This window comes from Acidovorax sp. (genome assembly GCF_046339755.1).
GTDB lineage: Bacteria > Pseudomonadota > Gammaproteobacteria > Burkholderiales > Burkholderiaceae_C > Acidovorax.
The window spans coordinates 1-24,742 of record NZ_JBKDTZ010000307.1; the positions used below are offsets into that span (position 1 = coordinate 1).

The 24,742-nt window shown below is 64.4% G+C and carries 24 protein-coding genes and 4 pseudogenes; 25 read left to right on the top strand and 3 right to left on the bottom strand.

What is annotated here, in order from left to right; translation table 11 throughout:
- From ACK59X_RS26430 to ACK59X_RS26455, 6 genes and pseudogenes are all read left to right on the top strand, one after another.
- Window positions 1-265 (top strand): annotated as a pseudogene (locus ACK59X_RS26430) (ABC transporter ATP-binding protein); the annotation flags it as partial.
- Between the two features lie 19 nt (window positions 266-284).
- Window positions 285-1,052: an ABC transporter permease gene (locus ACK59X_RS26435; protein ID WP_409961509.1), complete on the top strand. Its 768-nt coding sequence runs from the start codon at window positions 285-287 to the stop codon at window positions 1,050-1,052.
- Between the two features lie 4 nt (window positions 1,053-1,056).
- Entirely contained in the window at window positions 1,057-1,533 is a 477-nt protein-coding gene (locus tag ACK59X_RS26440; protein WP_409961510.1) for a nucleoside deaminase, read from the top strand.
- Between the two features lie 90 nt (window positions 1,534-1,623).
- Window positions 1,624-2,685, top strand: coding sequence for a patatin-like phospholipase family protein (locus ACK59X_RS26445; protein ID WP_409961511.1), 1,062 nt, complete (start codon window positions 1,624-1,626; stop codon window positions 2,683-2,685).
- Window positions 2,686-2,697: 12 nt separating this feature from the next.
- Window positions 2,698-3,036, top strand: a pseudogene (locus tag ACK59X_RS26450) (3-isopropylmalate dehydratase small subunit); the annotation flags it as partial.
- 68 nt (window positions 3,037-3,104) lie between these two features.
- A pseudogene (locus tag ACK59X_RS26455) lies at window positions 3,105-3,431 on the top strand (patatin-like phospholipase family protein); the annotation flags it as partial.
- Window positions 3,432-3,622: 191 nt separating this feature from the next.
- On the opposite strand, the gene ACK59X_RS26460 reads toward ACK59X_RS26455, so the two are convergent.
- Entirely contained in the window at window positions 3,623-5,716 is a 2,094-nt protein-coding gene (locus ACK59X_RS26460; protein WP_409961512.1) for an NACHT domain-containing protein, read from the bottom strand.
- A gap of 620 nt (window positions 5,717-6,336) precedes the next feature.
- On the opposite strand from ACK59X_RS26460, the gene ACK59X_RS26465 reads away from it, so the two are divergent.
- From ACK59X_RS26465 to ACK59X_RS26475, 3 genes are read left to right on the top strand one after another with little or no spacing between them, the layout of a single operon-like run.
- The gene (locus ACK59X_RS26465) at window positions 6,337-7,335 is read left to right on the top strand and encodes an ABC-three component system protein (protein ID WP_409961513.1); all 999 of its coding nucleotides are present in this window, start codon (window positions 6,337-6,339) and stop codon (window positions 7,333-7,335) included.
- The gene (locus tag ACK59X_RS26470) at window positions 7,323-7,835 is read left to right on the top strand and encodes an ABC-three component system middle component 2 (RefSeq protein ID WP_409961514.1); all 513 of its coding nucleotides are present in this window, start codon (window positions 7,323-7,325) and stop codon (window positions 7,833-7,835) included. The genes ACK59X_RS26465 and ACK59X_RS26470 overlap by 13 nt, the downstream gene beginning before the upstream one ends.
- Window positions 7,832-9,706 (top strand): hypothetical protein, encoded by a 1,875-nt coding sequence (locus tag ACK59X_RS26475; RefSeq protein WP_409961515.1) that lies wholly within the window; start codon window positions 7,832-7,834, stop codon window positions 9,704-9,706. Before ACK59X_RS26470 ends, ACK59X_RS26475 begins: the two co-directional genes overlap by 4 nt.
- A 291-nt stretch (window positions 9,707-9,997) precedes the next feature.
- On the opposite strand, the pseudogene ACK59X_RS26480 reads toward ACK59X_RS26475, so the two are convergent.
- Window positions 9,998-10,541, bottom strand: a pseudogene (locus tag ACK59X_RS26480) (carbohydrate kinase family protein); the annotation flags it as partial.
- Between the two features lie 120 nt (window positions 10,542-10,661).
- Between ACK59X_RS26480 and ACK59X_RS26485 the strand changes: the two are divergent.
- On the top strand, window positions 10,662-11,141 hold the full coding sequence (locus ACK59X_RS26485; protein ID WP_409961516.1) for a ribosomal protein L7/L12: 480 nt from the start codon (window positions 10,662-10,664) through the stop codon (window positions 11,139-11,141).
- Between the two features lie 27 nt (window positions 11,142-11,168).
- Here ACK59X_RS26485 and ACK59X_RS26490 read toward each other — a convergent pair whose 3' ends face one another.
- On the bottom strand, window positions 11,169-12,191 hold the full coding sequence (locus tag ACK59X_RS26490) for an isopenicillin N synthase family dioxygenase (protein ID WP_409961517.1): 1,023 nt from the start codon (window positions 12,189-12,191) through the stop codon (window positions 11,169-11,171).
- Between ACK59X_RS26490 and ACK59X_RS26495 the strand changes: the two genes are divergently transcribed.
- The 15 genes from ACK59X_RS26495 (at window position 12,186) to ACK59X_RS26565 (ending at window position 24,724) form a co-directional block, all read left to right on the top strand.
- Window positions 12,186-12,410: a hypothetical protein gene (locus ACK59X_RS26495; protein ID WP_409961518.1), complete on the top strand. Its 225-nt coding sequence runs from the start codon at window positions 12,186-12,188 to the stop codon at window positions 12,408-12,410. The two genes, ACK59X_RS26490 and ACK59X_RS26495, sit on opposite strands and share 6 nt — an antisense overlap.
- A gap of 426 nt (window positions 12,411-12,836) precedes the next feature.
- Entirely contained in the window at window positions 12,837-13,862 is a 1,026-nt protein-coding gene (locus ACK59X_RS26500; RefSeq protein WP_409961538.1) for an ABC transporter substrate-binding protein, read from the top strand.
- On the top strand, window positions 13,859-14,380 hold the full coding sequence (locus ACK59X_RS26505; RefSeq protein ID WP_409961519.1) for a nucleoside deaminase: 522 nt from the start codon (window positions 13,859-13,861) through the stop codon (window positions 14,378-14,380). Before ACK59X_RS26500 ends, ACK59X_RS26505 begins: the two co-directional genes overlap by 4 nt.
- Before the next feature lie 101 nt (window positions 14,381-14,481).
- Window positions 14,482-15,012: a nucleoside deaminase gene (locus ACK59X_RS26510; protein WP_409961520.1), complete on the top strand. Its 531-nt coding sequence runs from the start codon at window positions 14,482-14,484 to the stop codon at window positions 15,010-15,012.
- A 22-nt stretch (window positions 15,013-15,034) separates the two neighbouring features.
- A complete protein-coding gene (locus ACK59X_RS26515; RefSeq protein ID WP_409961521.1) occupies window positions 15,035-15,733 on the top strand; it encodes a TetR/AcrR family transcriptional regulator in 699 nt (232 codons plus the stop codon).
- 137 nt (window positions 15,734-15,870) lie between these two features.
- Window positions 15,871-16,173, top strand: a complete 303-nt coding sequence (locus ACK59X_RS26520; RefSeq protein ID WP_409961522.1) for a 2Fe-2S iron-sulfur cluster-binding protein — start codon at window positions 15,871-15,873, stop codon at window positions 16,171-16,173.
- 15 nt (window positions 16,174-16,188) lie between these two features.
- Entirely contained in the window at window positions 16,189-16,776 is a 588-nt protein-coding gene (locus ACK59X_RS26525; RefSeq protein ID WP_184856903.1) for an NAD(P)H-dependent oxidoreductase, read from the top strand.
- A 13-nt stretch (window positions 16,777-16,789) separates the two neighbouring features.
- Window positions 16,790-18,121 carry an amidohydrolase family protein gene (locus ACK59X_RS26530; protein ID WP_409961523.1) on the top strand — a complete coding sequence of 444 codons (1,332 nt, stop codon included), beginning with the start codon at window positions 16,790-16,792 and terminating at the stop codon, window positions 18,119-18,121.
- Complete coding sequence (locus tag ACK59X_RS26535; RefSeq protein ID WP_218340398.1) at window positions 18,118-18,582, top strand: RidA family protein; 465 nt, start codon at window positions 18,118-18,120, stop codon at window positions 18,580-18,582. Before ACK59X_RS26530 ends, ACK59X_RS26535 begins: the two co-directional genes overlap by 4 nt.
- 32 nt (window positions 18,583-18,614) lie before the next feature.
- The gene (locus ACK59X_RS26540; RefSeq protein WP_409961524.1) at window positions 18,615-19,478 is read left to right on the top strand and encodes a creatininase family protein; all 864 of its coding nucleotides are present in this window, start codon (window positions 18,615-18,617) and stop codon (window positions 19,476-19,478) included.
- Between the two features lie 76 nt (window positions 19,479-19,554).
- A complete protein-coding gene (locus ACK59X_RS26545) occupies window positions 19,555-20,553 on the top strand; it encodes an ABC transporter substrate-binding protein (RefSeq protein WP_409961539.1) in 999 nt (332 codons plus the stop codon).
- A gap of 75 nt (window positions 20,554-20,628) precedes the next feature.
- Window positions 20,629-21,462, top strand: coding sequence for an ABC transporter ATP-binding protein (locus ACK59X_RS26550; RefSeq protein WP_409961525.1), 834 nt, complete (start codon window positions 20,629-20,631; stop codon window positions 21,460-21,462).
- Window positions 21,459-22,343: an ABC transporter permease gene (locus ACK59X_RS26555; RefSeq protein ID WP_409961526.1), complete on the top strand. Its 885-nt coding sequence runs from the start codon at window positions 21,459-21,461 to the stop codon at window positions 22,341-22,343. Before ACK59X_RS26550 ends, ACK59X_RS26555 begins: the two co-directional genes overlap by 4 nt.
- Before the next feature lie 100 nt (window positions 22,344-22,443).
- Complete coding sequence (locus ACK59X_RS26560; protein ID WP_409961527.1) at window positions 22,444-23,805, top strand: FAD-binding oxidoreductase; 1,362 nt, start codon at window positions 22,444-22,446, stop codon at window positions 23,803-23,805.
- A gap of 70 nt (window positions 23,806-23,875) precedes the next feature.
- Complete coding sequence (locus tag ACK59X_RS26565) at window positions 23,876-24,724, top strand: urease accessory protein UreD (protein ID WP_409961528.1); 849 nt, start codon at window positions 23,876-23,878, stop codon at window positions 24,722-24,724.
- Window positions 24,725-24,742 lie beyond the last annotated feature (18 nt).

The following is a 24,742-nucleotide window of genomic DNA, read 5'->3' on the forward strand; positions in this document are numbered from 1 at the left end:
CTGGTGCATTCTGCGCGACCTGCAGGCCGAGCAGAAGTTCAACGTGATCCTGGTGACGCACGACCTGCGCGAGTCGGTCTTTTTGGCCGACACGGTGTACGTGATGAGCAAGAGCCCCGGCCGCTTCGTGGTGCGCCGCGACATCGAGCTGCCCCGCCCTCGCGACCTGGAGATCACCTACACCAAGGAGTTCACCGACATCGTGCACGAGCTGCGCGGCCACATTGGCGCGATGCGCAAGAGCGGCGCCCCCATCCAGCAATAGATAGGCATCCAGACACACCATGCACAAGAAAACCGCGGAACGCTGGTCCCCCTGGATCCTGCTCGTCGCCATTGTTTTGCTGTGGCAGATCATCTGCTCGGCCTTCAATGTCTCGGAATTCATCTTCCCCAGCCCCTGGGCCATCGGCACGCAGCTGGTGGAGTTTGGCGGTGTCATCGCCGCCCATGCCTGGCGCACCTTCTGGGTCACCATGGCGGGCTTTGGCCTCGCCATCGTGGTCGGCGTGCTGCTGGGCTTTTTGATCGGATCATCGCGCCTGGCGTATGCCGCCGTATACCCGCTCATGACGGCCTTCAACGCGCTGCCCAAGGCGGCCTTCGTGCCCATTCTGGTGGTGTGGTTCGGCATTGGCGTGGGGCCGGCCATCCTCACGGCCTTCTTGATCAGCTTCTTCCCGATCATGGTGAACATCGCCACCGGCCTGGCCACGCTGGAGCCCGAGCTGGAAGACGTGCTGCGCGTGCTGGGCGCCAAGCGCTGGGACGTGCTCACCAAGGTGGGCTTGCCGCGCTCCATGCCGTACTTCTACGGCTCGCTCAAGGTGGCCATCACCCTGGCCTTCGTGGGCACCACCGTGTCGGAGATGACCGCCGCCAACGAAGGCATCGGCTACCTGCTGATCAGCGCGGGCTCGTCCATGCAGATGGGCCTGGCCTTTGCCGGCCTGATGGTGGTGGGCGCCATGGCCATGGTGATGTACGAGCTGTTCAGCTGGGTCGAAAAGCGCACCACCGGCTGGGCACACCGCGGTTCGCAAGGCGAATAACACGATGGCGTTGAGCGAAGCCCAGGCCGCCACCCTGCTGCGCCGCGCCAACGCCGTGGCGCAGCGCGCCATGGGCATGGGTCGCCACCCCTTTGGCGCCCTGCTGGTCGCGCCCGACGGCGAGACCGTGCTGGCCGAGCAGGGCAACATCGACACGGTGAACCATGCCGAGAGCACGCTGGCGCGCACGGCCGCGGCCAACTACCCGGGGGCCTACCTGGCGCAGTGCACGCTGGTCACCACCTTCGAGCCCTGCGCCATGTGCGCAGGCACCATCTACTGGGCCGGCATCGGCCGGGTGCTGTATGGCGCGGAGGAGTCGGCCTTGAAGGCGCTGACCGGCGACCACCCCGAGAACCCGACCTTGGACCTGCCCTGCCGCACGGTCTTTGCCGCCGGCCAGCGCGCCACCGAGGTGCTGGGCCCGGTGCTGGCGCTCGAAGCAGAGATCACGGCCTTGCACCGCGACTTCTGGCGCTGAGCCAAGCCGAGCCGGCCAACCCTGGCGGCAACGCCGGAAAGCACCCGTCGATATACTCGCCGCCCTGTAACCACAGGATCTTTCGGCACCATGCGCCTGGACACTTTTCTGCGCCCCCTGGCGCTTGCACTGGCCGTGGCCGGCCTGTCCGCATGCGGCGGCGGCACCACCCCCAGCCAGCCCCCGGCAGTAACAGCCGCCCCTGCTACTGCGGCAACGGGAGCGGCGCCCGCCCCCATCAAGGTCGGTATTGCCCTGGGCGGCGGCGCGGCCAAGGGCTTTGCCCACATCGGCGTGATCAAGATGCTGGAGGCCAATGGCTTCGCACCCGCCGTCGTCTCGGGCACCAGCGCGGGCGCCGTGGTGGGTGCGCTGTACGCCAGTGGCATGAACGCCTTTGACATGCAGGAAAAAGCCGTGGCGCTGGATGAAGCCAAGATCCGCGACCTGCAGCTGTCGTCCGGTGGCCTGGTGGTGGGCAAGAAGCTCGAGGACTACGTCAACGAACAGGTCGGCCGCAAGAGCCTGGAGCAGATGGCCAAACCCTTCGTGGCCGTGGCCACGCGCCTGGAGGACGGCGAACGCACCGTGTTCGCCCGCGGCAACACCGGCCAGGCCGTGCGCGCATCGAGCAGCGTGCCAGGGGTGTTCCAGCCCGTCACCATCGGCAAGTACCACTTTGTGGACGGCGGCATCGTGAGCCCCGTGCCCGTGGACGCCGCGCGCCAGCTGGGCGCCGACGTGGTGGTGGCGGTGGACATCTCCAACAAGGCGCGCGGCAAGTCGCCGGGCGACATGCTGGGCACGCTGGGCCAGTCCATCGCCATCATGGGCCAGAAGCTGGGCGAGTCCGAGCTGGCCCGCGCCGACGTGGTGATCCGCCCGCTGGTGCTGGACATCGGCGCCGCCGACTTCAGCCAGCGTGCGAGCACCATTCTCGAAGGAGAAAAGGCCGCCCTGGCCGCCATGCCCCAGGTCCGCGAACGGATTGCCCAGCTGCAGGCCGAGCGCGCCCGCGCTGCGCAAATGGCGCAGCAGAAGGTGCAAGAGGCAGAACACAAGACCTGCCTGGAAAAGCGGTCAAGCCTGCAGAAGCTGGCGGGAATGGCGGGCATGGGCGAGGGGTGCCCGGCGCCGGCCGGTGTGAAATAGGCGTGGGCGGTTCGCCAGTTCGGCTTGCGCTGCGTGATTGCACCGTCGTTCGGCGCCATCTTCCACAACAACTGCTTTCGCAACGGTGTTCTCCCGGTCACGCTCGCACCCGAAGACGTTCAGCAGATCGGCGAGGCCGCACACACCGGCACCCTGGTCCTGACCGTCGATCTCAGGACCTGCACGGTGCGCCTGCCTGATGGCCGGGAATTGGCCTTCGACGTGCCAGCCGAAGAGCGCAAGATGCTGCTCGAAGGGCTGGATGCGATTGGGGTGACGAAGCAGAAAGCCGGCGAGATATTGGCGTTTCAGCAGAGAGATCAGGAGCTGCGGCCCTGGATCTGGAGTTGAGCACACCTGCTGTTTCACCAACAGGCCACGGGGTAGTCGGCCAGCTGGCGACCTGCGGCTAGGCTCGCGGCGACATGCTGGGCGCGCTGGGCCAGTCCATCGCCATCACGGGCCAGAAGCTGGGCGAGGCCGAACTCGCCAGCGCCGACGTGGTGATCCGCCCTCAGGTGCTGGACATCGGCCTCGCCGATTTCGCCCAACGCGCCAGCACCATTCTCGAAGGAGAAAAGGCCGCCCTGGCCGCCATGCCCCAGGTCCGCGAACGGATTGCCCAGCTGCAGGCCGAGCGCGCCCGCGCCGCGCAACTGGCGCAGGAGAAGGTGCGGCAGGCGGAGTACAAGGCGTGTCTGGAGAAGCGGTCGAGTTTGCAGAAGTTGGCTGGGATGGCGGGGATGGGGGTGTGGGGGCTAGGTAGATTTGGGCGTTTGAAGCACCGCCGGTGGGGCGGTACAGCGTTCATACACAGCAAAACGATCGCGGGCACTAACGAACGATCCGTGGTAGCTGTTCATTCCACGGACCTCCGGTAGCAAGAAGCCCATATAGGGGTTGAAATTATTCAAACTCAACGCCGCCCAAGGCAATCTTAGGCAAGTCGCTCCTTAGATACTGGGGTCCTGAGCCCGCGCGCGATGTCCCACGACGTCGTGGCTATTGCATCTGTATCGGCTGCGTGCATGGCAGCAGCATCGCCGTGATGCGCGAGGACCGACATGGCTCGAATCTTCCCTACGGTCAGACTCTTGGTGACCACTCGATAGACATCAATCACATATGTGCGATTAGCGCTAGTTTTTCCACTGTGCAGTAGTTCCAACTCAGAAAAAATCTCCGCTTGACTGTTCTCGTTTGTGCGTACGCGAGCCAAAGTCGAGTACACGCCGTCCGTGTCTGATAGCCAGTAAAGCTCTCTCTGGTCAATTGCAGCAAACAGGATATCTCGTTTATCGAGGATATCGCAAAGCAGCTCCAACTCGTATAGGTCCACGACCGCCCATTCGCGTTTCTTCGCATCTACCCCCCGAAGCGAAAACCTATCGCAGTGATAAATCCACCGTTCGTCTCGATCCAGTATCTCATGCGTATCCTGTATCTGCCAGACGAGCCCATCAGCAAAGTCATAGGCACGGAGCACGGTCATGCGTCGGATGACATGAGCTACGGCGATGCGCCAAGAGTTCGGAAACTTGCTTCGCCTTGCCGTTGTGTCACGATCCGACAAAGCCTTCTTTGCCCAAATCGCATCAATCCTCGTGGAGGGCTCATGACGATCAACGATCGGAAAGAGGCCAGTTTCACGAAAATCCATTTCCAGCAGGTGAAGAGCCGACGCATCGTCCGCCTGAGTCGACATACCCCAACTCAGAAACAAATCGCACATCATGTCCGTCCACTTCACGTTCAAGCAACGCTTGTCGCCTTGGATGAATGACTCCACAAAGAAGTACTCGAGAATAGAGCGATGTGCGAACTTGAACAGACCATCAGCATCTCTGTTCAAGAGAGAGCGCGAGGTCAGCTTCCAAGTTTCTATGAGCACATTTTGCTCCTCAGCAAGCTGCGTAAGCTGAGCCTTCGAGACTCTCTCGCCACCACGCGCCTTGCGCTGAAGTACGATTTCCACTGCAATGGCTTTTGAGAGCTTGCGTAGAGCATCTTGAGCAATCCAGCTACTTTCGCGATCGATCCATTGCTCGACCATGAAGGCATACAAGTCCCAAAGGGTGTGTGCTTCCCGGTCTGATTTTGCCAACTCGGGAATCAATGCAGTCAGCATCGGTCTGGCCGCCAAATCGGAAACGTCGGCAACGATACGGCGCGCCTTTCGACGCTGATCTAGCTTCCACCAGGGAATCGCGTTTCGCACATAGCTATCGATCTGCTTTCTGTCAAAAGGCTCAAGGTAAACGGTACGCCACTGATACCCAACTGGTTCACCGGCCCTGCGCGCAGCGAGTCGCTTTAGCCCGGTTTGTTGTGGGATCTCACTATCAGAGGCAAAAAACTGCGTTCGGCATGTCATGACTACTTTCTTGAAAGCCGAAGCAGCTGTCATGATTTCCGACATGCGCGCACTTGCATCTTCGATTGCACGCGGGTCCTCATCAAGTGCATCTAGAAGCAAGATCGTCTCGCGCTGTGCAGGAATAGCGCGAATGGCATCAAGAGCACCAGGTTCGCCCAGTGGAATTAGGGCCAGACGGCGTGCACTTGTGCGGCGCCGTTGCTCCCGCGAAACGAGGTTCAACATCAAAGTCGTCTTTCCCATCCCCGAATCGCCGAGGACTAGGATGTGACGGTTGTCCTCAGCGTCAAGCTCTCGGTCCAATGCAGCGAGCACGGGCTCTCGCACGGCCACTGTATTTCGAAGGTCTTCACGATCACTTGGATCTACATTGGAGCAGTAGGGTTCTAGATAGTCTTGTGCCGCAGCTAGAAAGTCCTGCGGCTGGAACCATTTCAGCCGCGCCTCCTCATCCTGGAAAGCATGCGCTTTCGCGGCTTGCTTCTTAAACCTGTATTGTTTGACGGCTGTTACGCCACGGACAGCTCCAAACAAAGTGCCCAAGAGCCCGAAGACGGCAACTACCATCGGCCACCACGATGAATTGCTTAGCGTGTGGTACCAGTCAACCGCGATCATGAGCCATGGCTCAAGGTGCTCGATCAATTGATTCATGTTAATTTTCGGACGACTGCCAAGTAAAAATCTACACTATTGAAATGGCTCAGATACTATCAGCGAGAACAGGTTACTAGCTGACCAAAGGGAATCCACTTTGCCATCTGTGCGTATCTGTAGGTCGCACCTTGAAGCATGCCTCTTCGAGTTCCTTCATCACGTCGATGCATCCGCTCATCGGCTGGCACATCGCAATATCAACCGCTGCTCGCAATTGCCTGTGGGGTGATAAAAATCATCCTTCAGGAGAAGACCTCTCCACGAGAGGCAGGTGATAGCCGCACCCGCGCTAGCTCACAGTCAAGGAAAAATTGCACTCATTTGGTCAGTGATAATTTTTTGATAGTCAACCGCTGTCAGCAAAATTCACGACGCTCCACCTACCGTTTCCCATGGGCTGCTCACCGCGTTCAGCAGCTCAGGTTTCCTCGGACCAACGGTCGTTCCGGCGAATAAGCCGGACGAACTGCCCGCAGTGCTTCACCACACGCCGTTGAGTCGCTTCGTTCGGCAGTCGCACCTCCTGCAAAGTTGCGCAGTAGCAAACGACCTGAACCCTACTATCATCAACGCGCCGAGCAATGGAGCAAACAAGGATTTGACTGGGAGGAGAACATTTGCATAACTACGCCCAACAGATCTTCGTGCTAACACCGGCTCAGCTTGAGAGCTTCGTCGAGGACTGGATCCAGCAGCGCTCGAAGGAGTATCACTCGTACCAACGATGGAGTGGTACTGGGGATCTTGGCCGCGACGTCACAGGCTATGTCACAAGCCAGCGTATGGGTGGGCTCTGGGATAACTTTCAATGCAAACAGCTCGGAAGCAAGCTGTCTGAGAGGTCTCTTTTTGTAGAGCTGGGGAAAATATTCATGCACGCGGCCGCCGGTGCTTACTCACTGCCGCGTGCATATGTCTTCGTCGCGCCAAAGGGTGTCGTGCGCCCGGCATTGGCGTTCATATCGGATCCGGCGAAGTTCAAGCAAGCGTTCATTGATCGGTGGGACAAGCTCATCGCAAGCTACCTAGTACAAGGCCAAGTCGTGAAGCTGAGCCCGGCAATCGAAGCCCAAATCAAGGAGTTCGATTTCGCCAAGATCGACTACCTCGACGCTTCGAAGTTAGCCAAGGATCCCGCTTGTATGGCGGCACTAGTTAAATGGTTCGGCGCAGACCCCGGTAAAGGACCGAGCGGAGTAGTGCCCGCTGTCATTGAGGCAAGCGAGTCAGCATACCTTGGCCAGCTTCTGACGGCTTACAACGAGCGCGGCCCCAGCAACTATCCGGATCCGCAAGCCGCGTTAGTCTGCCCACAGATCGGCCCCCACCTCTCACGCCAACGTACCCGTTTTTTCGACGCTACGGCATTTGACCGCTTCTATCGAGACTCCACTCCCCCGGAGCTGATGGAGCAGTTTCGCCACGAGATTTATCACGGAGTGGTCGATGTCCATCAGGGAGATCATCCTAACAAGTTCATGCGCGTCAACCAAGTGATGCAACAAGCAGCCGTGCTACATGCCACAGGTGTCCTTGGTAAGCATGCTGGACCTCAAGTCAAGCAAGGCACTTGCCACATGCTGGCCAACGAGGGGGTCATGCCATGGGACGCGTAGATGGTATGCCGTTCCGCGCCCATCCATTCAACAGTACCCTGGAGACGGGGATCCGCGCATTGGCCATCCTTGAGGCTTTCTACCCGCGCCGCTGCGACCTTCTAGAGATGACTTGGTTGGACCATCTGGTGGTGCACACGGGTGACCTAGATGGCCAGGATGCGCCGAAAAGCCTGCATCCAGACTTGCCTAATCGCGCTGGGGAACTGGCCGTACGACGCCAGTTGGTGGAGAAAAGCCTGCGCTTGATGCAAGAGGTCCATCTCGTCGATGTCTTTGAGACAGAGGATGGAATCGCCTATGGCGCCAGCGAGGATGCGCCGGCCTACCTCGAACTCCTTCAGTCACCTTACTCGCTCGCGCTTAAAGAGCGGGCGCAATGGATGGCGCTTCGCTTTGCCGGCATGGCCACTAACGAGATCCGAACCGTCATGGAAAGCCGCATCGGTCGGTGGACCGCCGACTTCCGGCTAGAAAACAAGGATGGAGCGAGCCCATGATCGTCGGCATTCGACTGCGTCATATCGGATTCACAGGACCCAACATCTCGCCGGCCACGCTGAAGTTCGTCGATGGTCTGAACATCGTCTACGGCGCTTCCAATACCGGCAAGTCTTTTGCGGCTGAGGTGGTACTCTTCGCGCTGGGCGCGGCCGCCAAACTTGAAGAAACTGACGAGATCAAAGCCTATGACGCCGTCTGGCTTGGCGTAACGGTAGCGAATGAAGGCGAGTTCACTTTGTATCGGCCGACAAGGGGCGGTGATCTCAAGATCTATCCTGGCCTCGTAATGTCTGATGCGAAAGGTCGCGGCGAAGTTCTTGGAGGAAGACACAGCCACAAAAACAAGAAAACCGTCTCCTACCGGATATTGGAGGCACTGGGCCTTCAGGGCCGGTGGATTGTGACCAACGTTAGCGGGAAAAAGGAGTCGTTCTCGGTTCGCTTGCTGTCGAAATACTTCGTTGTGGGCGAGCAGGACATTATGGCTAAGGGCAGCCCGGTGTTCTTGTCCGGCATTCCCTCAAAGCGCACGTTGGAAAGGAACATCTTCAAGCTGCTCCTCACTGGCACCGACGACTCATCTGCAGCAAACGGGACGACTGAGTCGGCTCGGGTGGCAGCCAAAAAGGGCAAGCTGGAGTTGATCGACGAATTGCTCGCACAGCTTGACGCCGAGCTGAATGATCCGCCAATGAACATGCTTGCAGCAAGGACTAAGCTCGCGGAGATTGAAGTGACCAGTGAAGCGACCTTCCAGGCAATACAACATGCACAGATAGTGTTGGACGGCCTTGTTCTGGAGCGACGCACCGCGAAAGACGGCGCGGACGAGCTATCCGCGCGCGCTAGGGATCTTGAACTAACGCTTGAGCGATTTTCCAAGCTACAGGCGGTCTACAACTCAGATTTAGATCGTCTGCATGCGATCGAGGAGGGAGGCAGGTTGCTGACCGCCATGACCGGTCGCGACTGTCCCGTCTGCGGAGCGCCTCAAGCCGCTCAGAAGCACTTCCATGCAGCCGAGGAGATCTCGATGGCGCATCTGGCTGCCGCTGCCGAGGCTCGAAAGATTGAGCGCGAGCAGCGGGAACTCAAACACGAGATGGAATCGCTGCTTTTTGAAAGCCAGAACCTGGCGGCCAGGATCGCTTCACTGCGAAACGAGACTGAGGCATTCGACCGTCTCATCCAGGCACTTCGGCCTAGCGAGGCTTCCCTGCGGACGACATACGAGAGCTTCAGCGTCGAACGTGCGCAACTCAACAAGTTGATCGGGCTATACGAGCGTCGTAACAGCTTCGCCAAACGTCGTGAAGAGATCGACGCTACACAGACGAAGCGCGAAAACGACGCGCCACCGGTTGGGCCGGATTCAACGGTCCTTTTTGACTTCGGCGAGGCCGTCAAAAAAGTCTTGACGGCCTGGGGCTTCCCTGATGCCGACAAAGTGCTGTTCGATGGGGATGCCAATGACATCACGGTCGGAGGAAAGAAGCGTTCGGCGAATGGCAAAGGCGTGCGGGCCGTCATGCACGCCGCCTTTAAAGTAGCCGTCATCATTCATTGCATCGACAACGATCTACCGCATCCCGGATTCCTTGTTCTGGATACGCCGCTTCTAGCCTACCGCGAGCCGAAATCGAAGCATGGCGCCCTTTCGCCAGACGAAATAGCCATGAAGCAAACGAGCCTCGCAGAAAAGTTTTACCGGCACCTCGCCAGCTTGGGGGACAAGCTTCAGGTAATTGTCATTGAAAACTCAGACCCTCCAGCCGAGATTGAAAAGCTAGCCCACATCGAAATGTTCACTGGTCTTGACGACGATGGGCGCTATGGTCTTTTAGAGCATCTCTCGCCGCTGCTTTGAACGTTAGAGCAGTCGCAACAAGGAGTTCACTTAGACACTAGCGAACTTTGAATGGCCGCTTTCCAGAGGGTAAGCATGCCCTATCAGCTTCCGATCTTGGCCCATAGCACCCGTTCGACAATCATCCAGGGCAATGGGCATCCTCAATACCTAATTTTGGGGAGGGGGTAAAGCAGAAGTTCAGATTGAGCGCGTCTCAATGACTGCTATCGAATTCAAGAGTCATCGACCAGCCAGAACTTGATGGCGGCTCTCTGCATCTAGTAGTGATTCGCGCTGTTTAGCCCCACCTCACCTCAACTCCGCCCGCGTAGGCAACCCATCCGCATCCCCCGGAAACTGCACCACGCGCGCGCCGATGGCATTGCCACGGGCAGCCGCCTGGGCCAGGGTGAAGCCTTCGAGCAAGCCGCTGACGACACCCACCGCAAACCCGTCACCAGCGCCCACGGTATCCACCACGCGCTCCACGCGCAGGCCGGGGGCGATGCAGGATGCGCCATCGCGTTGCGCGTAGTAAGAGCGGCTAGCAAAGCTCTTCTGGCGTCGTTGCCGCGTCTTGTCGTACTACTCGTACTGCCTGCGACACAGCGCCTAGCCAGAACCGCTTCGCTGAGTTTTGCTATCCGCTCTCAGCCCCCTCAGGCCCGAACTTGACGACGACCTGCTTGGCGCCGCGCTCCAGAAAAAGGGCTGCGATGTCTTCGGCCGTGTGGCGGCCGGAGAGTTGGCGGCCTTCGGCGGGGCCGGGGAGCACGGTGTCGCTCAGCGCGGCCAGGGCGTTGATGTATTCGGCCATGGCATCGGGCGATGGCCAGAGGCGGGGGCACAAGTTGGCGGTAGGTGATGTCTTGAGAACTTGTTCACGCGGGCACGGACTGGCTTCGCCTCGGTCTGCATGGGCATTCGGAGGTGCGTGGTACAAAGCCCCGGTCCCCACCACACAGGACTTGCAATGCCCCACACCGGCCCCACCCTCCCGCCCGACGTGCTTGCCGCCATCGATGACGGCCAGCTCATCGAGGCCATCAAGCGCCTGCGTGCGGCCACGGGCCTGGGCCTCAAGGAAGCCAAGGACCTGATCGACGCGCACCAGCGTGGCGAGGCAGTGCCGGTGGCGGCCCGTGCGGCGCAGCCGCTGGACGACTGCTTCCATGTGCCCGACGCGGTGCGCCAGGCCCTGACCGAGGGCAACAAGATCGAGGCCATTCGCTTGCTGCGCGACCATGAGGGGCTGGGCCTGAAGGACGCCAAGGATCGGGCCGATGCGATCGAGCAGTCGATGGGCGAGCCGGCATCCATCGGCATGGGTGCAGCAGCGCCCGGACTTTCGCCCGGCCAGCAGCCCAGTGGCGGTGTGGGCAACTGGATCGTGGTGGCGGTGGTGCTGGTGGCGACTGTGGTCGCCTACCTGTGGATGCGCGGCGGGACCTGAGCGAGCGCCGCGCGCCCACTCCCTTACTCAGTACTTGTTGGAGAAGTTCGCACTGATGCGCTGGCGCAGGTATTCGGCACCGGTGATGGGCGGGTACTTCTTCGCAGGGCCTTCGATGACGGCGTCTTCATTGGCCTGGCAGAAGAAGGCCAGGCTGTAGCGTGCGCCCTGGTACTCGTGCGGCAGCGGGTTGCGCACGCGGTGAAAATTGCTGGGCAGCTGGTCGTCGCTCCAGCGCGTGAGCATATCGCCGATGTTGCATGTGATCACGCCCTCTGCGGGCTCCACACTGGTCCACTGGCGTCCCTCGGCCTCCTTGCCGGGCAGCACCTGCAGGCCGCCCTGGCCGGGGCGCTGGAACAGCAGGGTGAGGCAGTCGAAGTCGGTGTGGGCGCCGGCGCGCCACAGGCCCAGTTCGTCCTTGAGCGCCGGGTCCACCGCAAAGTAATGCAGCATGCGCAGCGTGCTCTGGTAGGTGGGCACATTGGGGTTGTGGGCGCGGGTGAAGAAGTCGGCGTCGAAGCCCAGTTTGTAGGCAAAGCACGAGAGCAGGCGCATGCCCACCTCCCAGCACTGGTGTTCGAAGGCCAGCGTGGCGGCCTGGAAGCCGGGCAGTTCGGCCTCGGTGGGCCACAGGCCGGCCATGCGGGGGCGGGTGACCTGGTAGGACTCTTTCTGGTCGGGCGTGCGCGTGGAGGGGCGGATCTGCGCCTTGTGCTCCCAGCCGGAGTTGCGCGACAGGGGCCACTGGGCCTTGGTGTCCTTGGGCTGGTTGAAGAAGGCCTCTGCGCGCGTGAAGGCGGCGCGGATGTCTTCGATGGGGATGCCGTGGTTCGTCACCTGGAAGAAGCCGATGTCGACCGATGCGGCCCACAGCTGCTCGGCGATTTCTTCCTTGCGCTCGTCGAAGTTGGAGATGTCGATGCGGCGCACTTCGCGCGTGGAGGTCTCGCCGTCCATCGCGCCGCCCATGCGCGATTCTTTTTCGAGCTCGCCCAGCACGTCGGGGGCGACGGTGGGTTCGTAGACGGGAGTGGCAGTGCTTTGCATGGCGTGGTTTCCTCGTTGATCAATGGCAAACAAGGCACACGGCAGGCCGCAGAAGAGGATGAAGCGGCGCGGCGCCATGTGGCTCTTGAAGGGAACAATGGCAACGGCCCGCAGGCTGCGCAGGCCCTCAAAGGGCACGCGCACCGCACGCAAGCCGCCACCGGCTTCAAGAGCAATGACCCGCCAGCCGGTCCACGCAATGCGGATGGGCTGGACTGAACGCTTCTACTCTTACCCCTGATGCTAGCAAACGGCAGGCCAGCCATGCCGTCGCGCATTCCACAGGGGCACCCACGGCACCGTTCGACTCCGTGCGCCAGCGCTCACCAAACTAGGGCGCCGGCGCACCAAGCCAGCGCACCGCAGGCGCGTGCTCGGCGCATGCCAGCCCTTCGCACAAGAGGCCCTGCAGCGGATTGCGCCAAGGTAAGCCCCTGGCAAAACGTGCCTGGCGCGCAGCGCGGCGCAGCGCTTTCGCGGCACCGGGCACGCTTTCTGCATCAGCCCCTGCCGAGTAGAAGCGTTCAGCGCTGCCACCCCTTGCTTGTGGTGGCGCCCGGAAATTGCTCAGTTCGACCCGGTCCCGCGGCGGCACACGCCTGTGGGTGCGGGACATTCCACCGAACCTGGGCCACCGCCATGTTGATGCAACGCCGCCGCTTTCTCTCGACCACCCTCGCCTCCTCCATCACCGCCACGCTGGGCGCCCCTGCCGTGCATGCGCAGGGCACGCTGACCCCGCTCAAGTTCACGCTGGACTTCCGCGTGACGAGCCAGACCTCGCCCTTCTTTCTGGCGCAGGCCAAGGGCTACTTCAAGGACGAGGGCCTGGACGTGAGCATCGATGTGGGTTCGGGCTCGGTCGCATCGATCACGCGCGTGGCCAGCGGCGCTTACGACATCGGCCTCGGGGACATCAGCTCGCTGGCCGAGTTCCATGCGCAGAACGCAGACACGCCGGTGCAGGCCATCTACCAGTACTACAACCGCGCGCCCTTCGTCATCATTGGCCGCAAGGACCGGGGCATCACCACCGACTTCCAGTCGCTCAAGGGCAAGAAGGTGGCGGCTGCCGCCGTGGAGTCCACGCGCCGCAGCTGGCCCATGGTGGCCCGTGCACTCAAGACCCCACCCGAGCTGTTCAGCTGGGTGACCACCGACTTCAGCGCACGCGACAACGTGGTGGTGCGCGGCGATGTGGACGCGGCCACCTACTTCCACGACTCGGCCGTGTCGCTGTTCGCGCGCGTGCCGGCCAAGGATCTGTCGGTGCTCGAATACAACAAGGCGGGCCTGAACCTGTATGGCAATGCCGTGCTGGCCGGCAAGCTGCTGCAGGAGAAGCCCGAGGTGGCCAAGGCGTTTCTGCGCGCCAGCAACCGCGCGCTGCGCGAGACGCTGGCCAACCCCGAGGCGGCGTTTGCCGCCATCAAGGCGCGCGAGGCCATATTGAACATGGACGTGGAGCGCGAACGCTGGGCCATCACGCGCCAGTATCTGCAGACGGCCGAATCGCAGGCCGTGGGCCTGGGCGGCGTGCAGGGCACCGTGCTGGCGCACCAGATCGAGGAGGTGGCGGCCGTGTTCAACCTGGCGCGCAAGCCTGCGCCCGAGCGGGTGTTCAACGCCGCCTTCCTGCCCGCGCTGGCCGACCGCAAGGTGGTGGCATGAACGGCGCCGCCCCCGCAGAGCTGCTGCCGCAGGAGGCGCCCCTGGACGAGCGCGATGGCAAATACCTGCGCCAGGCCATCGCCCTGGCCGACAAGGCCCGCGCGCGCGGCAACCGGCCGTTTGGCGCCCTGATCGTGGCGGCCGACGGCCAGGTACTGGCCGAGGCCTGGAACTCCACGGGCGAGAACGGCGACTGCACCGCGCATGCCGAGACCTCGGCCGTGCGCCTGGCCAGCCCGGTGCACAGCCGCGAGGCTTTGGCCGGCGCCACGCTGTATTCGTCGGCCGAGCCCTGCGTGATGTGCGCGGGCGCCATCTACTGGGCCAACATCGGGCGCGTGGTGTATGGCATCGACGCGGTGCGCCTGCGCGTGTTCCGCGGCGAGCGGCTGGACCAGCGCGATGCCGAGCTGTTCTGCCGCGATGTGTTCAACAGCTCGCCCCATCCCATCGATTGCATAGGGCCGGCGCGGATCGAGGAATGCTCGACCTCGCACCAGGGCGCGTGGAAAACCTGAGGCCGGGGCCGGAAAGGCATGCATACATGTCACACATTGTTCGTGGCATGCCAAATGCATAGCGGTGGCAACAGCAACCGATCATCCTGACGGAGACACCCATGCATGCCCTGATGGCCGCCGTGCCGCACCACCAGTTCGACGACCCTGCCGACATCGACGACACCGATGGCACCTACCTGCGCAAGGCCATCGCCTGGTCGTGCACGGCGCGGGCGCGCGGCAACCGGCCCTTCGGGGCGATCATCGTGGGGGCCGATGGGGAGCTGCTGGCCGAGGCCTACTGCAATGCCACCGAAACGGGCGATTGCACCGGCCACGCCGAGACCAATGCGGTGCGCCAGCTGAGCCCGCGCGTGGGCCGCGATGCGCTGGCCCAGGCCACGCTGTATTCGTCGGCCGAGCCCTGCGTGATGTGCGCGGGCGCGATCTTCTGGTCGGGCATCGGGCGGGTGGTGTTCGGCATCGATGCGGTGCGGCTGCGCGAGTTTCGCGGCGAGCGCGCGGAGCAGCGCGATGCCGAGCTCTCGTGCCGCGACGTGTTCGCCGCATCGCCGCACGCCATCGAGTGCATTGGCCCGGCCCTGCTCGAAGAGGCGAGTGCCCCCCATGTCGGCTTCTGGAAATCGTGAGCGACCAGCGACAATCCCCGCCATGCCGCCCAAAGCCCCCTCCGTGACCGAACCCGAAGCCGATGGCAGCAGCAATGTCTCCGGCGCCCTGCTCAGCCGCTCCAAGCAGGGGCGCGAGCGCATTCTGGGCGCGATCCGCGAGGCGGCGATTGCCGAGTTCAGCCGCCATGGCTTCAAGGGTGCATCGACCAAGGCGATTGCCGAGCGCGCGGGCCTGACCAAGCCGCAGCTGCACTACTACATCGCCAGCAAGGAAGAGTTGTACGAGGAGTTGCTGTACTCGGTGCTCAACGGCTGGTCGGGCGCCTTCCAGTTCGATAGCCAGAGCGACGACCCCAAGAAGGTGCTGGGTACCTATGTGCGCAAGAAGCTCGACTATGCGCTGGACAACCCGGGCCTGTCGCGCATCTTCACCACCGAAGTGCTGGGCGGCGGGCGCAACCTGGGCCGCTACTGGCCCGTGGCCGTGAAGTCCACCCAGCAGAAGGTGGACCTGATCGACCGCTGGATCGCCGAGGGCCGCATGCGCCCGCTGGATGCGCGCCTTTTGCTCATGCAGATCTGGGGCATGACGCAGCACTACGCAGACTATGGCGTGCAGGTGCACATCATGCTGGGCCTGGCGCCCGAAGAGGCCATCGACCGCGAACCCATCGTGCGCGAGCTCACCAACTTTGTGCTGCTGGGCTGCGGCCTGGCCCCTGATTTCGCACCAGAGTGAACAGGCCTGCACGCTTGCGGGCGTGGCAGAGCCCCTGTACGGCGCCTTGACCCAGGGCAAAGCAAGCAACGGCCCGAAAGCCTGCTGGCACAGCATTTGCAATAGTTTGACCAATCGATCAAATCAAGTGGTCAAACATGCAAACCCCAGCCACGGCAGCGCTGCTGCCCGCCACGGAACAGACTTTTGAACTGGTGCTTGCGCGCAGCCAGATGCGGTTGCCGGTGGAGCCCGGCGAGAGCATGGCCGACGTGCTGCAGCTTGCAGGCATCGCCATCGACACCCTGTGCGAACAGGGCGTGTGCGGTACCTGCGCCACGCGCTGGTTGGCCGGTGCGCCCGACCACCGCGACAGTTGCCTGAGCGCGGAGGAACAGGCCACCCATGTGGCCGTGTGCTGCGCGCGCAGCCACGGGCCCACGCTCACGCTTGACCTTTGAAGAAGGAGCCCGCCCATGCGCATCCTCGTGATCTATTGCCACCCGGTGGAGACCAGCTACAACGCGGCCCTGCATGCCGAGGTGGTGCAGCAGCTGCGCGGCGCGGGCCACGAGGTGGACGACTGCGACCTGTACGCCGAGGGCTTCAACCCCGTGCTCAGCCGCGAGGAGCGCCTGGGCTACCACGAGGTGCCCAGCAACCGCCTGCCCGTGCAGGGCTATGTGGACCGGCTGCTCTGGGCCGAGGCGGTGGTGTTCTGCTTTCCCACCTGGTGCTTCGGCATGCCGGCCATGCTCAAGGGCTTTTTCGACCGGGTGCTGATGCCTGGCGTGGCCTTCGACATCAGCGACCCGCAGAACGTCAAGCCTTCGCTCACGCACATCAAGCGCATCTCGGCCGTGGTGACCTATGGCCGCCCGCGCTGGACGGCGCTGCTGATGGGCGATCCGCCGCGCAAGTCCGTCACGCGCTACATGCGCCTGCTGACCGGCGGCAAAGCACGCGTGGACTACCACGCCTACTACCACATGAACGTGGCCACGCCGCCGCGGCTGGCGGCCTTCAAGGCGCGCGTGGGCCAGGCCATGGCGCGCTTTGCATAAGGGCACCCATCGCATGCACGCATCCAACTCCCCCGACCATATCCTGCGCGCACGGCTGCCGCGCTGGCTTCTGCCACGCCAGTGGCCCGCCCAGGGCAGCCAGCCCGCGCTGGCCGACGTGCACCTGGTACAGGGCCGCATCGAATCCATCGCGCCACACCAAGCCGCGCAGCCTGCCCCCGCAGGTGCCACCTGGGACCTGGCCGGCGCCCTGGTGCTGCCCGGCCTGGTGGATGCGCACACCCACCTGGACAAGGCCTTTACGTTGCCGCGCATGGGCACGGTGAAACCCGGGCTGCTGGGCGCCATCGAGGCCATGATGGTGGACCGCCAGGGCTGGACCGAGGCAGACATACGCCAGCGTGCCAGCCGCGCCCTGCAATGGGCGTACGAGGCCGGCACGGTGCATGTGCGCACCCACTGCGACTGGTGGGAGCCCGATGCACAGCCGCTTGCCTGGAATGTGCTGCGCGCGCTGGCGCACGAGTGGACTGGCCGCCTGCTGCTGGAGCGCGTGGCCCTGATCCCCCTGCACCTTTACACCGAGCGCACCACCGCCATGCGGCTGGCCGCCACCGTGGCCGACAGCGGCCCGGGCGCGCTGCTGGGCGGCTTCGTGCATTCCACCAACTGGGATGCGCAGGCCCTGCGCCACCTGTTCGAGGCCGCGCAGCACCATGGCCTGAACGTGGACCTGCATGTGGACGAAGAGCTGCACCCCGGCGCCCAGGGCCTGGCCACCACGGCGGCGCTGCTCAAGGAGTTGCGTTTCGACGGCCACGTGGTCTGCGGCCACACCTGCGCGCTGGCCGCGCAGGACGAGGCCACCGCCCTGGCCACGCTGGACGCCGTGGCGCGCTGCCCCATCACCCTGGTCACCCTACCCATCACCAACCTGCTGCTGCAGGACGCCACCACGGGCCGCACACCGCGCCAGCGCGGCATCACCCTCATCAAGGAGGCGCATGCGCGCGGCATACCGGTGCTGGTGGCCAGCGACAACATCCAGGACCCGTTCTGCCCCGTGGGCAGCCTGGACCCGCTGGAGGCCCTGGCCACCGGCGTGCTGGCGGCGCAGCTTGACGCGCCGTTCGACCGCTGGTCCGAAGCCCTGTGCCGCAGCGACTGGCTGCGCCGCGGGCCCGATGCGCTGCCCCTGCAGCCCGGCATGCCGGCCGACCTGATCGTCTTCCAGCAGGCCGATGGCTGGGGCTTTCCGTCGCGCACGCAGCAGCGCGTTGTGCTGCGCGATGGCCGCGTGGCCGGCGGGCACGCCAGCGCTGCCTGGCATGTGGCGGGCGCCACGCCTTCTCCTTCCCCCATCCCTGTACGGAGCCTTGCATGACTGCACCCGCCACCCCGGGCATCGCCCAGCCCCTGGCCCGCTACGCCGCGTGGCGCCGCGCGGGCGACCTGGTGTTCCTGTCCGGGATCATCGCCGTGGACCCCGCCGCCAGCCGCATCGTGCGCGGCTATGCCGACATCCCCGACGAGGCGGCCACGCTGATCGGCCGCACGGGCGAGTTCAGCAGCGACATCAAGGAAGGGCCCATCCTGGCGCAGAGCTGGTATGTGCTGGACCGCATCCGCCAGACCATCGAGGCCGCGGGTGGCCAGATGTCCGACGTGTTCAAGCTGGTGCAGTACTTCAAGCACCTGGACCACTTTCCCCAGTACAGCCGCGTGCGCAAGCTGTTCTTCCCGGGCGAGCCGCCGGCCTCCACCGTGGTGGAGGTCACCGGCATGCTGCCCACGGCCGACATCCTGATCGAGGTCGAAGCAACCGCCTACCTCCCCTTGCGCTGACCTCTACATCCCCTTCACGAAAGACCCGCCCCATGCTGCACGGCTACACCCCGCCCCACCGCTATCTGCCCTACCTGAGCTGGACCGAGATCGCCGACCTGCCGGACAAGGAGAACACCGTCATCGTGCTGCCCACGGGCGCCACGGAGCAGCACGGCCCGCACCTGCCCTGCGCGGTGGACACGGTGATCAGCGCGGGTGTGGTGGGCCATGCCCTGGCGCGCCTGCCGGCCGAGGTGCCCGCCTTTGCCATGGCGCCCATCACCTACGGCAAGTCGGAGGAGCACCTGCATTTTCCCGGCACAGTCACCTTGAGCGGCGAGACCCTGCTGGCCACCATGAACGAGGTGGGTGAGTCGGTCTACCGCGCGGGCTTTCGCAAGCTGCTGTTCGTCAACGGCCACGGCGGCCAGCCGCAGGTGATGGAGATGTGCGCGCGCGAGCTGCGCCTGCGCCATGGCAACTTCATCGTGGTGCCCAGCTTCACCTGGCGCGTGCCGCACGTGGCGGGCAAGTACCTGTCGGAGCAAGAAAAGAAGTTGGCCATGCACGCCGGCCATGCCGAGACGGCGCTGATGCTGGCCCTGGCCCCCGACACCGTGCACATGGAGCGCGCGGTGGTGAACTACCCGCCCGTGTTCGACTCGCCCCTGCTCTCGCCCGACGGCCGGCCCGCCTGCGCCTGGAGTGCGCGCGACTTCGGGCCCAGCGGCATCATCGGCGACCCGCTGCCGGCCACGGCGGAACAGGGCCACGCCATCCTCGATTCGCTGGCCGTGAGCTGGGCCGCCGCCATCACCGAACTGCACCTGCTGCGCTGGGCCGCCCGCCCCGAAGCCACCTGGGGCCGCGCCAACCACACGGGCCATGTGGAGCACTCCACCGCCCTGGCTTGAAACCTGCGAACGCAGCCGTATCCCTCCCCCGTTTTCGTCCCTGTTCCCCTCCACCACCTACCGGAGCACTGCCATGATGAAGAAGACCGCCTCCCGCCTTTCCAAACTTGGTGCAGCCGCGCTGCTCGCTGTTGGTGCCGCCGGCACCATGCAGGCCCACGCGCAGGAAAAGTTCACCTACATGACCAACTGGTACGCGCAGGCCGAGCACGGCGGCTTCTACCAGGCGGTGGCCACCGGCCTGTACAAGAAGTACGGCCTGGACGTGACCATCAAGATGGGCGGCCCGCAGGTCAACATCGTGCAGATGATGGCGGCCGGCCAGGCCGAGTGCGTGATGGGGTCGAGCGACCTGCAGATGATCCAGATGCGCGAGGGCGGCGTGCCGGTGACCACCGTGGCCGCAGTGTTCCAGAAGGACCCGCAGGTGCTGATCGCGCATGAGGACGTGAAGAAGTTCGAGGACCTCAAGGGCAAGACCATCCTCATCGCCTCGTCGGCCCAGCGCGGCTACTGGCCGTGGCTCAAGGCCAAGTACGGCTTCAACGATGCGCAGACGCGGCCCTACACCTTCAACATCCAGCCCTTCGTGGCGGACAAGAACACCGCCCAGCAGGGCTACCTGACGTCGGAGCCGTTTGCCATCGCCAAGGCCGGTGTGAAGGCAAACACCCTGATGTTCAGCGACCAGGGTTACCCCGCCTACGCCACCACGGTGAGCTGCATGGACAAGACCGTCAAGGAGCGCGGCACCGCCGTCGCCTCGTTCGTGAAGGCCACCATGGAAGGCTGGAAGAGCTACCTGGCCGACCCGGCACCGGCCAACGCCCTGATCAAGAAGGACAACCCGAACATGACCGATGAGCAGCTGGCCTACAGCGTGGCCAAGCTCAAGGAAATGGGCATGGTGACGGGCGGCGACGCGGCCAGCATGGGCATCGGCGTGATGACCGATGCGCGCGCCAAGGCGAGCTACGACTTCCTGGTGGAGGCCAAGCTGATCGACCCTGCCAAGGTGAAGCTGGCCGATACGTACAGCACCGCCTTCGTCAAGGACCTCAAGGTTCTTCCGTAAGCCCGACCTGCCCTGAAACAGCGGCCCCGGCCCCGCGCGCAGCGGGGCGGGCCGCATCCATCGAAAGGCGACCCCATGCAGTCCGCTGAGCCCACCCCCGCCGCCCCGGCGACGACCCACCGCCCCACGCCCGCCGTGCAGGTACTGTCGGCCGAGAAGACCTACCCCAACGGCACGCAGGCCCTGCTGCCGGTGGACCTGACCATCGAAGAAGGCGAGTTCGTCACCCTGCTCGGCCCCTCGGGCTGCGGCAAGAGCACGCTGCTCAAGATGGTGGCCGGCCTGCTGGAGCCCACCGATGGCCGGCTTCAGCTGTGGCACAAGCCCGTGGCCCAGCTCGACGAAAGCGGCAAGAAGATGGCCTTTGTCTTCCAGTCGCCCACGCTCATGCCCTGGGCCAGCGTGCAGACCAATGTGCGCCTGCCGCTGGACCTGGCCGGCGTGCCGCGCCAGGAGGCCGATGGCCGGGTGGCCGAGGCCCTGGCCCTGGTGGGCCTGTCGAAATTTGCCAACGCTCTGCCGCGCGCCCTGTCGGGCGGCATGCAGATGCGCGTGTCCATTGCGCGCGGCCTGGTGACCCAGCCTGACCTGTTGCTGATGGACGAGCCCTTTGGCGCGCTCGACGAGATCACGCGCCACAGACTTGATGCGGATCTGCTGGACCTGTGGCGCAAGAAGAAGCTCACCGTGATTTTCGTGACGCACTCGATCCACGAGGCGGTGTTCCTGTCCAGCCGCGTGGTCATGATGGCCGCGCGCCCCGGCCGCGTGGTGGAGGAGTTCCGCATCGACGCACCCTACCCGCGCACGGCGGACTTCATGGTCTCGCCCGAATTCAGCCGCTATGCCAAGCAGCTGCAGGACAGCCTGCTGCGCGCCAGCGCCGACACCGAGGAGACCGCAGCATGAGCACCCCGTTTCCAGCCGCATCCGCTGCAGCGCCTGCCGAGCGCAGCACGCCCGCCCGCGCCCCCGCCAAGCCTGCAGCAGCGCGCATGCCGCTGATGGCCCAGCCGCGCGTGCAGCGCGTGGTCTATCCCGTTCTGGTGGGCCTGGTGCTCATTGCGCTGTGGCAGGGCCTGGTCACCGCCATGGAGCTGCCTCCCTACCTGGTGCCTTCGCCATTGCTGATGCTCAAGACGCTGCTCACCGACTGGGCGGCCCTGGGCGGCTCGCTCTGGGTCACCGTCAAGATCACCGTGCTGGCCTTTGCCGTGGCCACGGTGGCGGGCGTGCTGATCTCGTTTCTGTTCGTGCAGAGCAAGCGCATCGAGACGGCGCTGTTCCCGTATGCCGTGCTGCTGCAGGTCACGCCCATCGTGGCCGTGGCGCCGCTGATCATCATCTGGGTGAAGGACCCGACCGCGTCGATGGTGATCTGCGCCGCGCTGGTGGCGCTGTTCCCCATCATCAGCAACACCACGCTGGGCCTGCGCAGCGTGGAGCCGGACTTGCAGAGCTACTTCAAGCTCAACCGCGCCACGCGCATGCAGACCCTGTTGCGCCTGCGCATACCGAGCGCGCTGCCTTATTTCTTCGGCGGGCTGCGCATCTCCAGCGGGCTGGCGCTGATCGGCGCCGTGGTGGCCGAGTTCGTGGCCGGCACGGGCGGCCAGGGCGCGGGGCTGGCGTACCAGATCCTGCAGGCGGGCTTTCAGCTCAACATTCCGCGCATGTTCGCTGCGCTGCTGCTGATATCGCTGACCGGCGTGGCGCTGTTCGCGCTGATGGCGTGGGGCACCCGCCTGGCCCTGGGCAGCTGGCATGCCAGCGAAAACTCGCACGACTGACCCCACCCACCCGGACCGCATCCATTTTTGACACCGCGCACGCGTGGTGGGGGCCGCGCTGTGCCTGCCACCACCCGCCGCACCGACAGGAGAGACAGACATGACCACCCTAACCGCCCACCAACTGCCCGAACAACTGCCTGGCCTGGACTGGATTGCCGACCCGCTGCGCGTGGGCCGGCTGTCGCAGGACTTTGCCTGGTTCAGCCCCGTGCTCAAGCGCGACCTGGCCGGCAAGCGCGGCGACGTGGCCGTGCGCCCGCGCACCGAGGACGAGATCCGCCAGGTGGTGGCCGCCTGTGCCAGCGCGCAGATCCCCCTGACCGTGCGCGGCAGCGGCACCGGCAACTACGGACAGAGCACGCCGCTGCATGGTGGGGTGATCCTGGACCTGTCGGGCTACAACGGTTTTGGCTGGGTGCGGGGCGGCGTGGGCCGGGCGCAGGCGGGCATCCGCCTGTCGGACTTCGACGCGCAGGCCAAGCCCCAGGGGCAAGAGCTGCGCTGGCTGCCCTCCACCTACCGCAGCGCCACGCTGGGCGGTCTGTTCGGCGGTGGCTTTGGCGGGGCCGGGTCGATCAACCACGGGCCGCTGGCGGCCCCTGGCAATGTGCTGGCCGTGCGCGCCATGACGGTGGAGCCCGAGCCCCAGATCATCGAGCTGCGCGGCCCCGAGGCCATGCTGCTGCACCACACCTACGGCACCAACGGCATCGTGCTGGAGCTGGAGGTGGCGCTGACCCCCACCGTGGCGTGGACGGAATGCATCGTCACCTTCACCGAGTTCGACGCTGCGCTGGAGTTTGCCGACCGCTTTGGCGCCGCACCCGGGCTGGAGAAAAAAGAGGTGTGCTTTCTGGCCGCCCCCATCCCCGACTACTTCACCAGCCTGGCCGAGCACCTGCCCAAGGGTTGCCACGCGGTGATGCTGCTGGTGGCCCCGCACTCCGAAGACGGCATGCGCGACATGGCCGCGAAATATGGCGGCACCGTGAGCTACCGCAAGACCGCCGACGAGGTGGAAAAGAGCCACAAGACCCTGCTCGAATACACCTGGAACCACACCACCCTGCACGCGCTGAAGGTGGACAAGACGCTTACCTACATCCAAAGCGGCTTCACCCCCGCCACGCGCATCGAGCAGGTCAAGGCACTGGAAAAGGCGCTGGGTGGCGAGGTGATGATGCACCTGGAGTTCCTGCGCACCAAGGAAGGCGCCTTCAACTGCAGCGGGCTGCAGCTGATCCGCTACAGCACCGAAGAGCGCCTGAACCAGATCATGCAGATCTACCGCGACCATGGCGTGCAGATCAATAACCCGCACGTGTACATCGTGGAAGACGGCAAGCAGAACAACCTTGACCCTGCGGTAGTGGGCATCAAGCAGCGCTTTGACCCGCAGGGCCTGCTCAACCCCGGCAAGCTGCGCAGCTGGGTGCCGCCGGTGGCCAAGGCTGCGTAGCACCCGCTGCACCGGCCGCAGGCAGGTGCGAGGGCATAATCAGCTATTCATTTAATAGCAGCTTCCATCCATGTCCTGGCACGCGCGCCTGCAGCTCGACTACACCGTTGAAGGCCCCACCCCCAACGCCACCCGCACCGTGGCGCGGTACGAGCACAACGGCCCGCTGCGCATCCTGCAAAGCCTGTACCCCGAGGGCGACGCCATCTGCCACAACGTGCTGGTGCACCCGCCCGGTGGCCTGGTGGGCGGCGACACGCTGGACATCGCCGCCACCGTGGGCCCGGGCGCGCACGGCCTGGTCACCACACCGGGCGCCACGCGCTTTTACCGATCCACCGGCCCGCTGGCGCTGCAGCGCAGCCACCTCACGCTGGCCGAAGGCGCGCGCCTGGAATGGCTGCCGCTGGAGGCGCTGTGCTACAGCGCCTGCAATGCCGAGAACCACCTCACCCTGAACCTGGCGCCTGGCGCCGAATGCATGGGCTGGGACGTGACCGCCCTGGGCCTGCCCCATGCCGAGCAGCCCTTTGTGCAGGGCCGCTTCGTGCAGCACCTCACCGTGCCCGGTCTGTGGCTGGAGCGCGGCGTGATCGACGCGGCCGACGAACGTTTGCTGCAAAGCCCCCTGGGCCTGGCCGGCCAGCGCTGCATGGCCAGCATGTTCTTTGCCGCCGGCAGCGCGCTGGAGCGCAACCGCCGCGATACCGCGCTGGACGTGGCCCGCGCTGTGGTGGACGCGCACCCCGCCGTGGCCGCCACCGCCGGCGTCACCAGCCCCAATGACCGCATGGTGGTGCTGCGCGTGCTGGCCCCGCAGGTGGAACCCGCGATGAAGCTGCTCAAGGCCGTGCGCGTGGCGTGGCGTGAGCAGATGTGGGCGCTCCAAGGCGAGGCGCCGCGGATCTGGGCGATGTAGTCAAACCCAACGCACCCC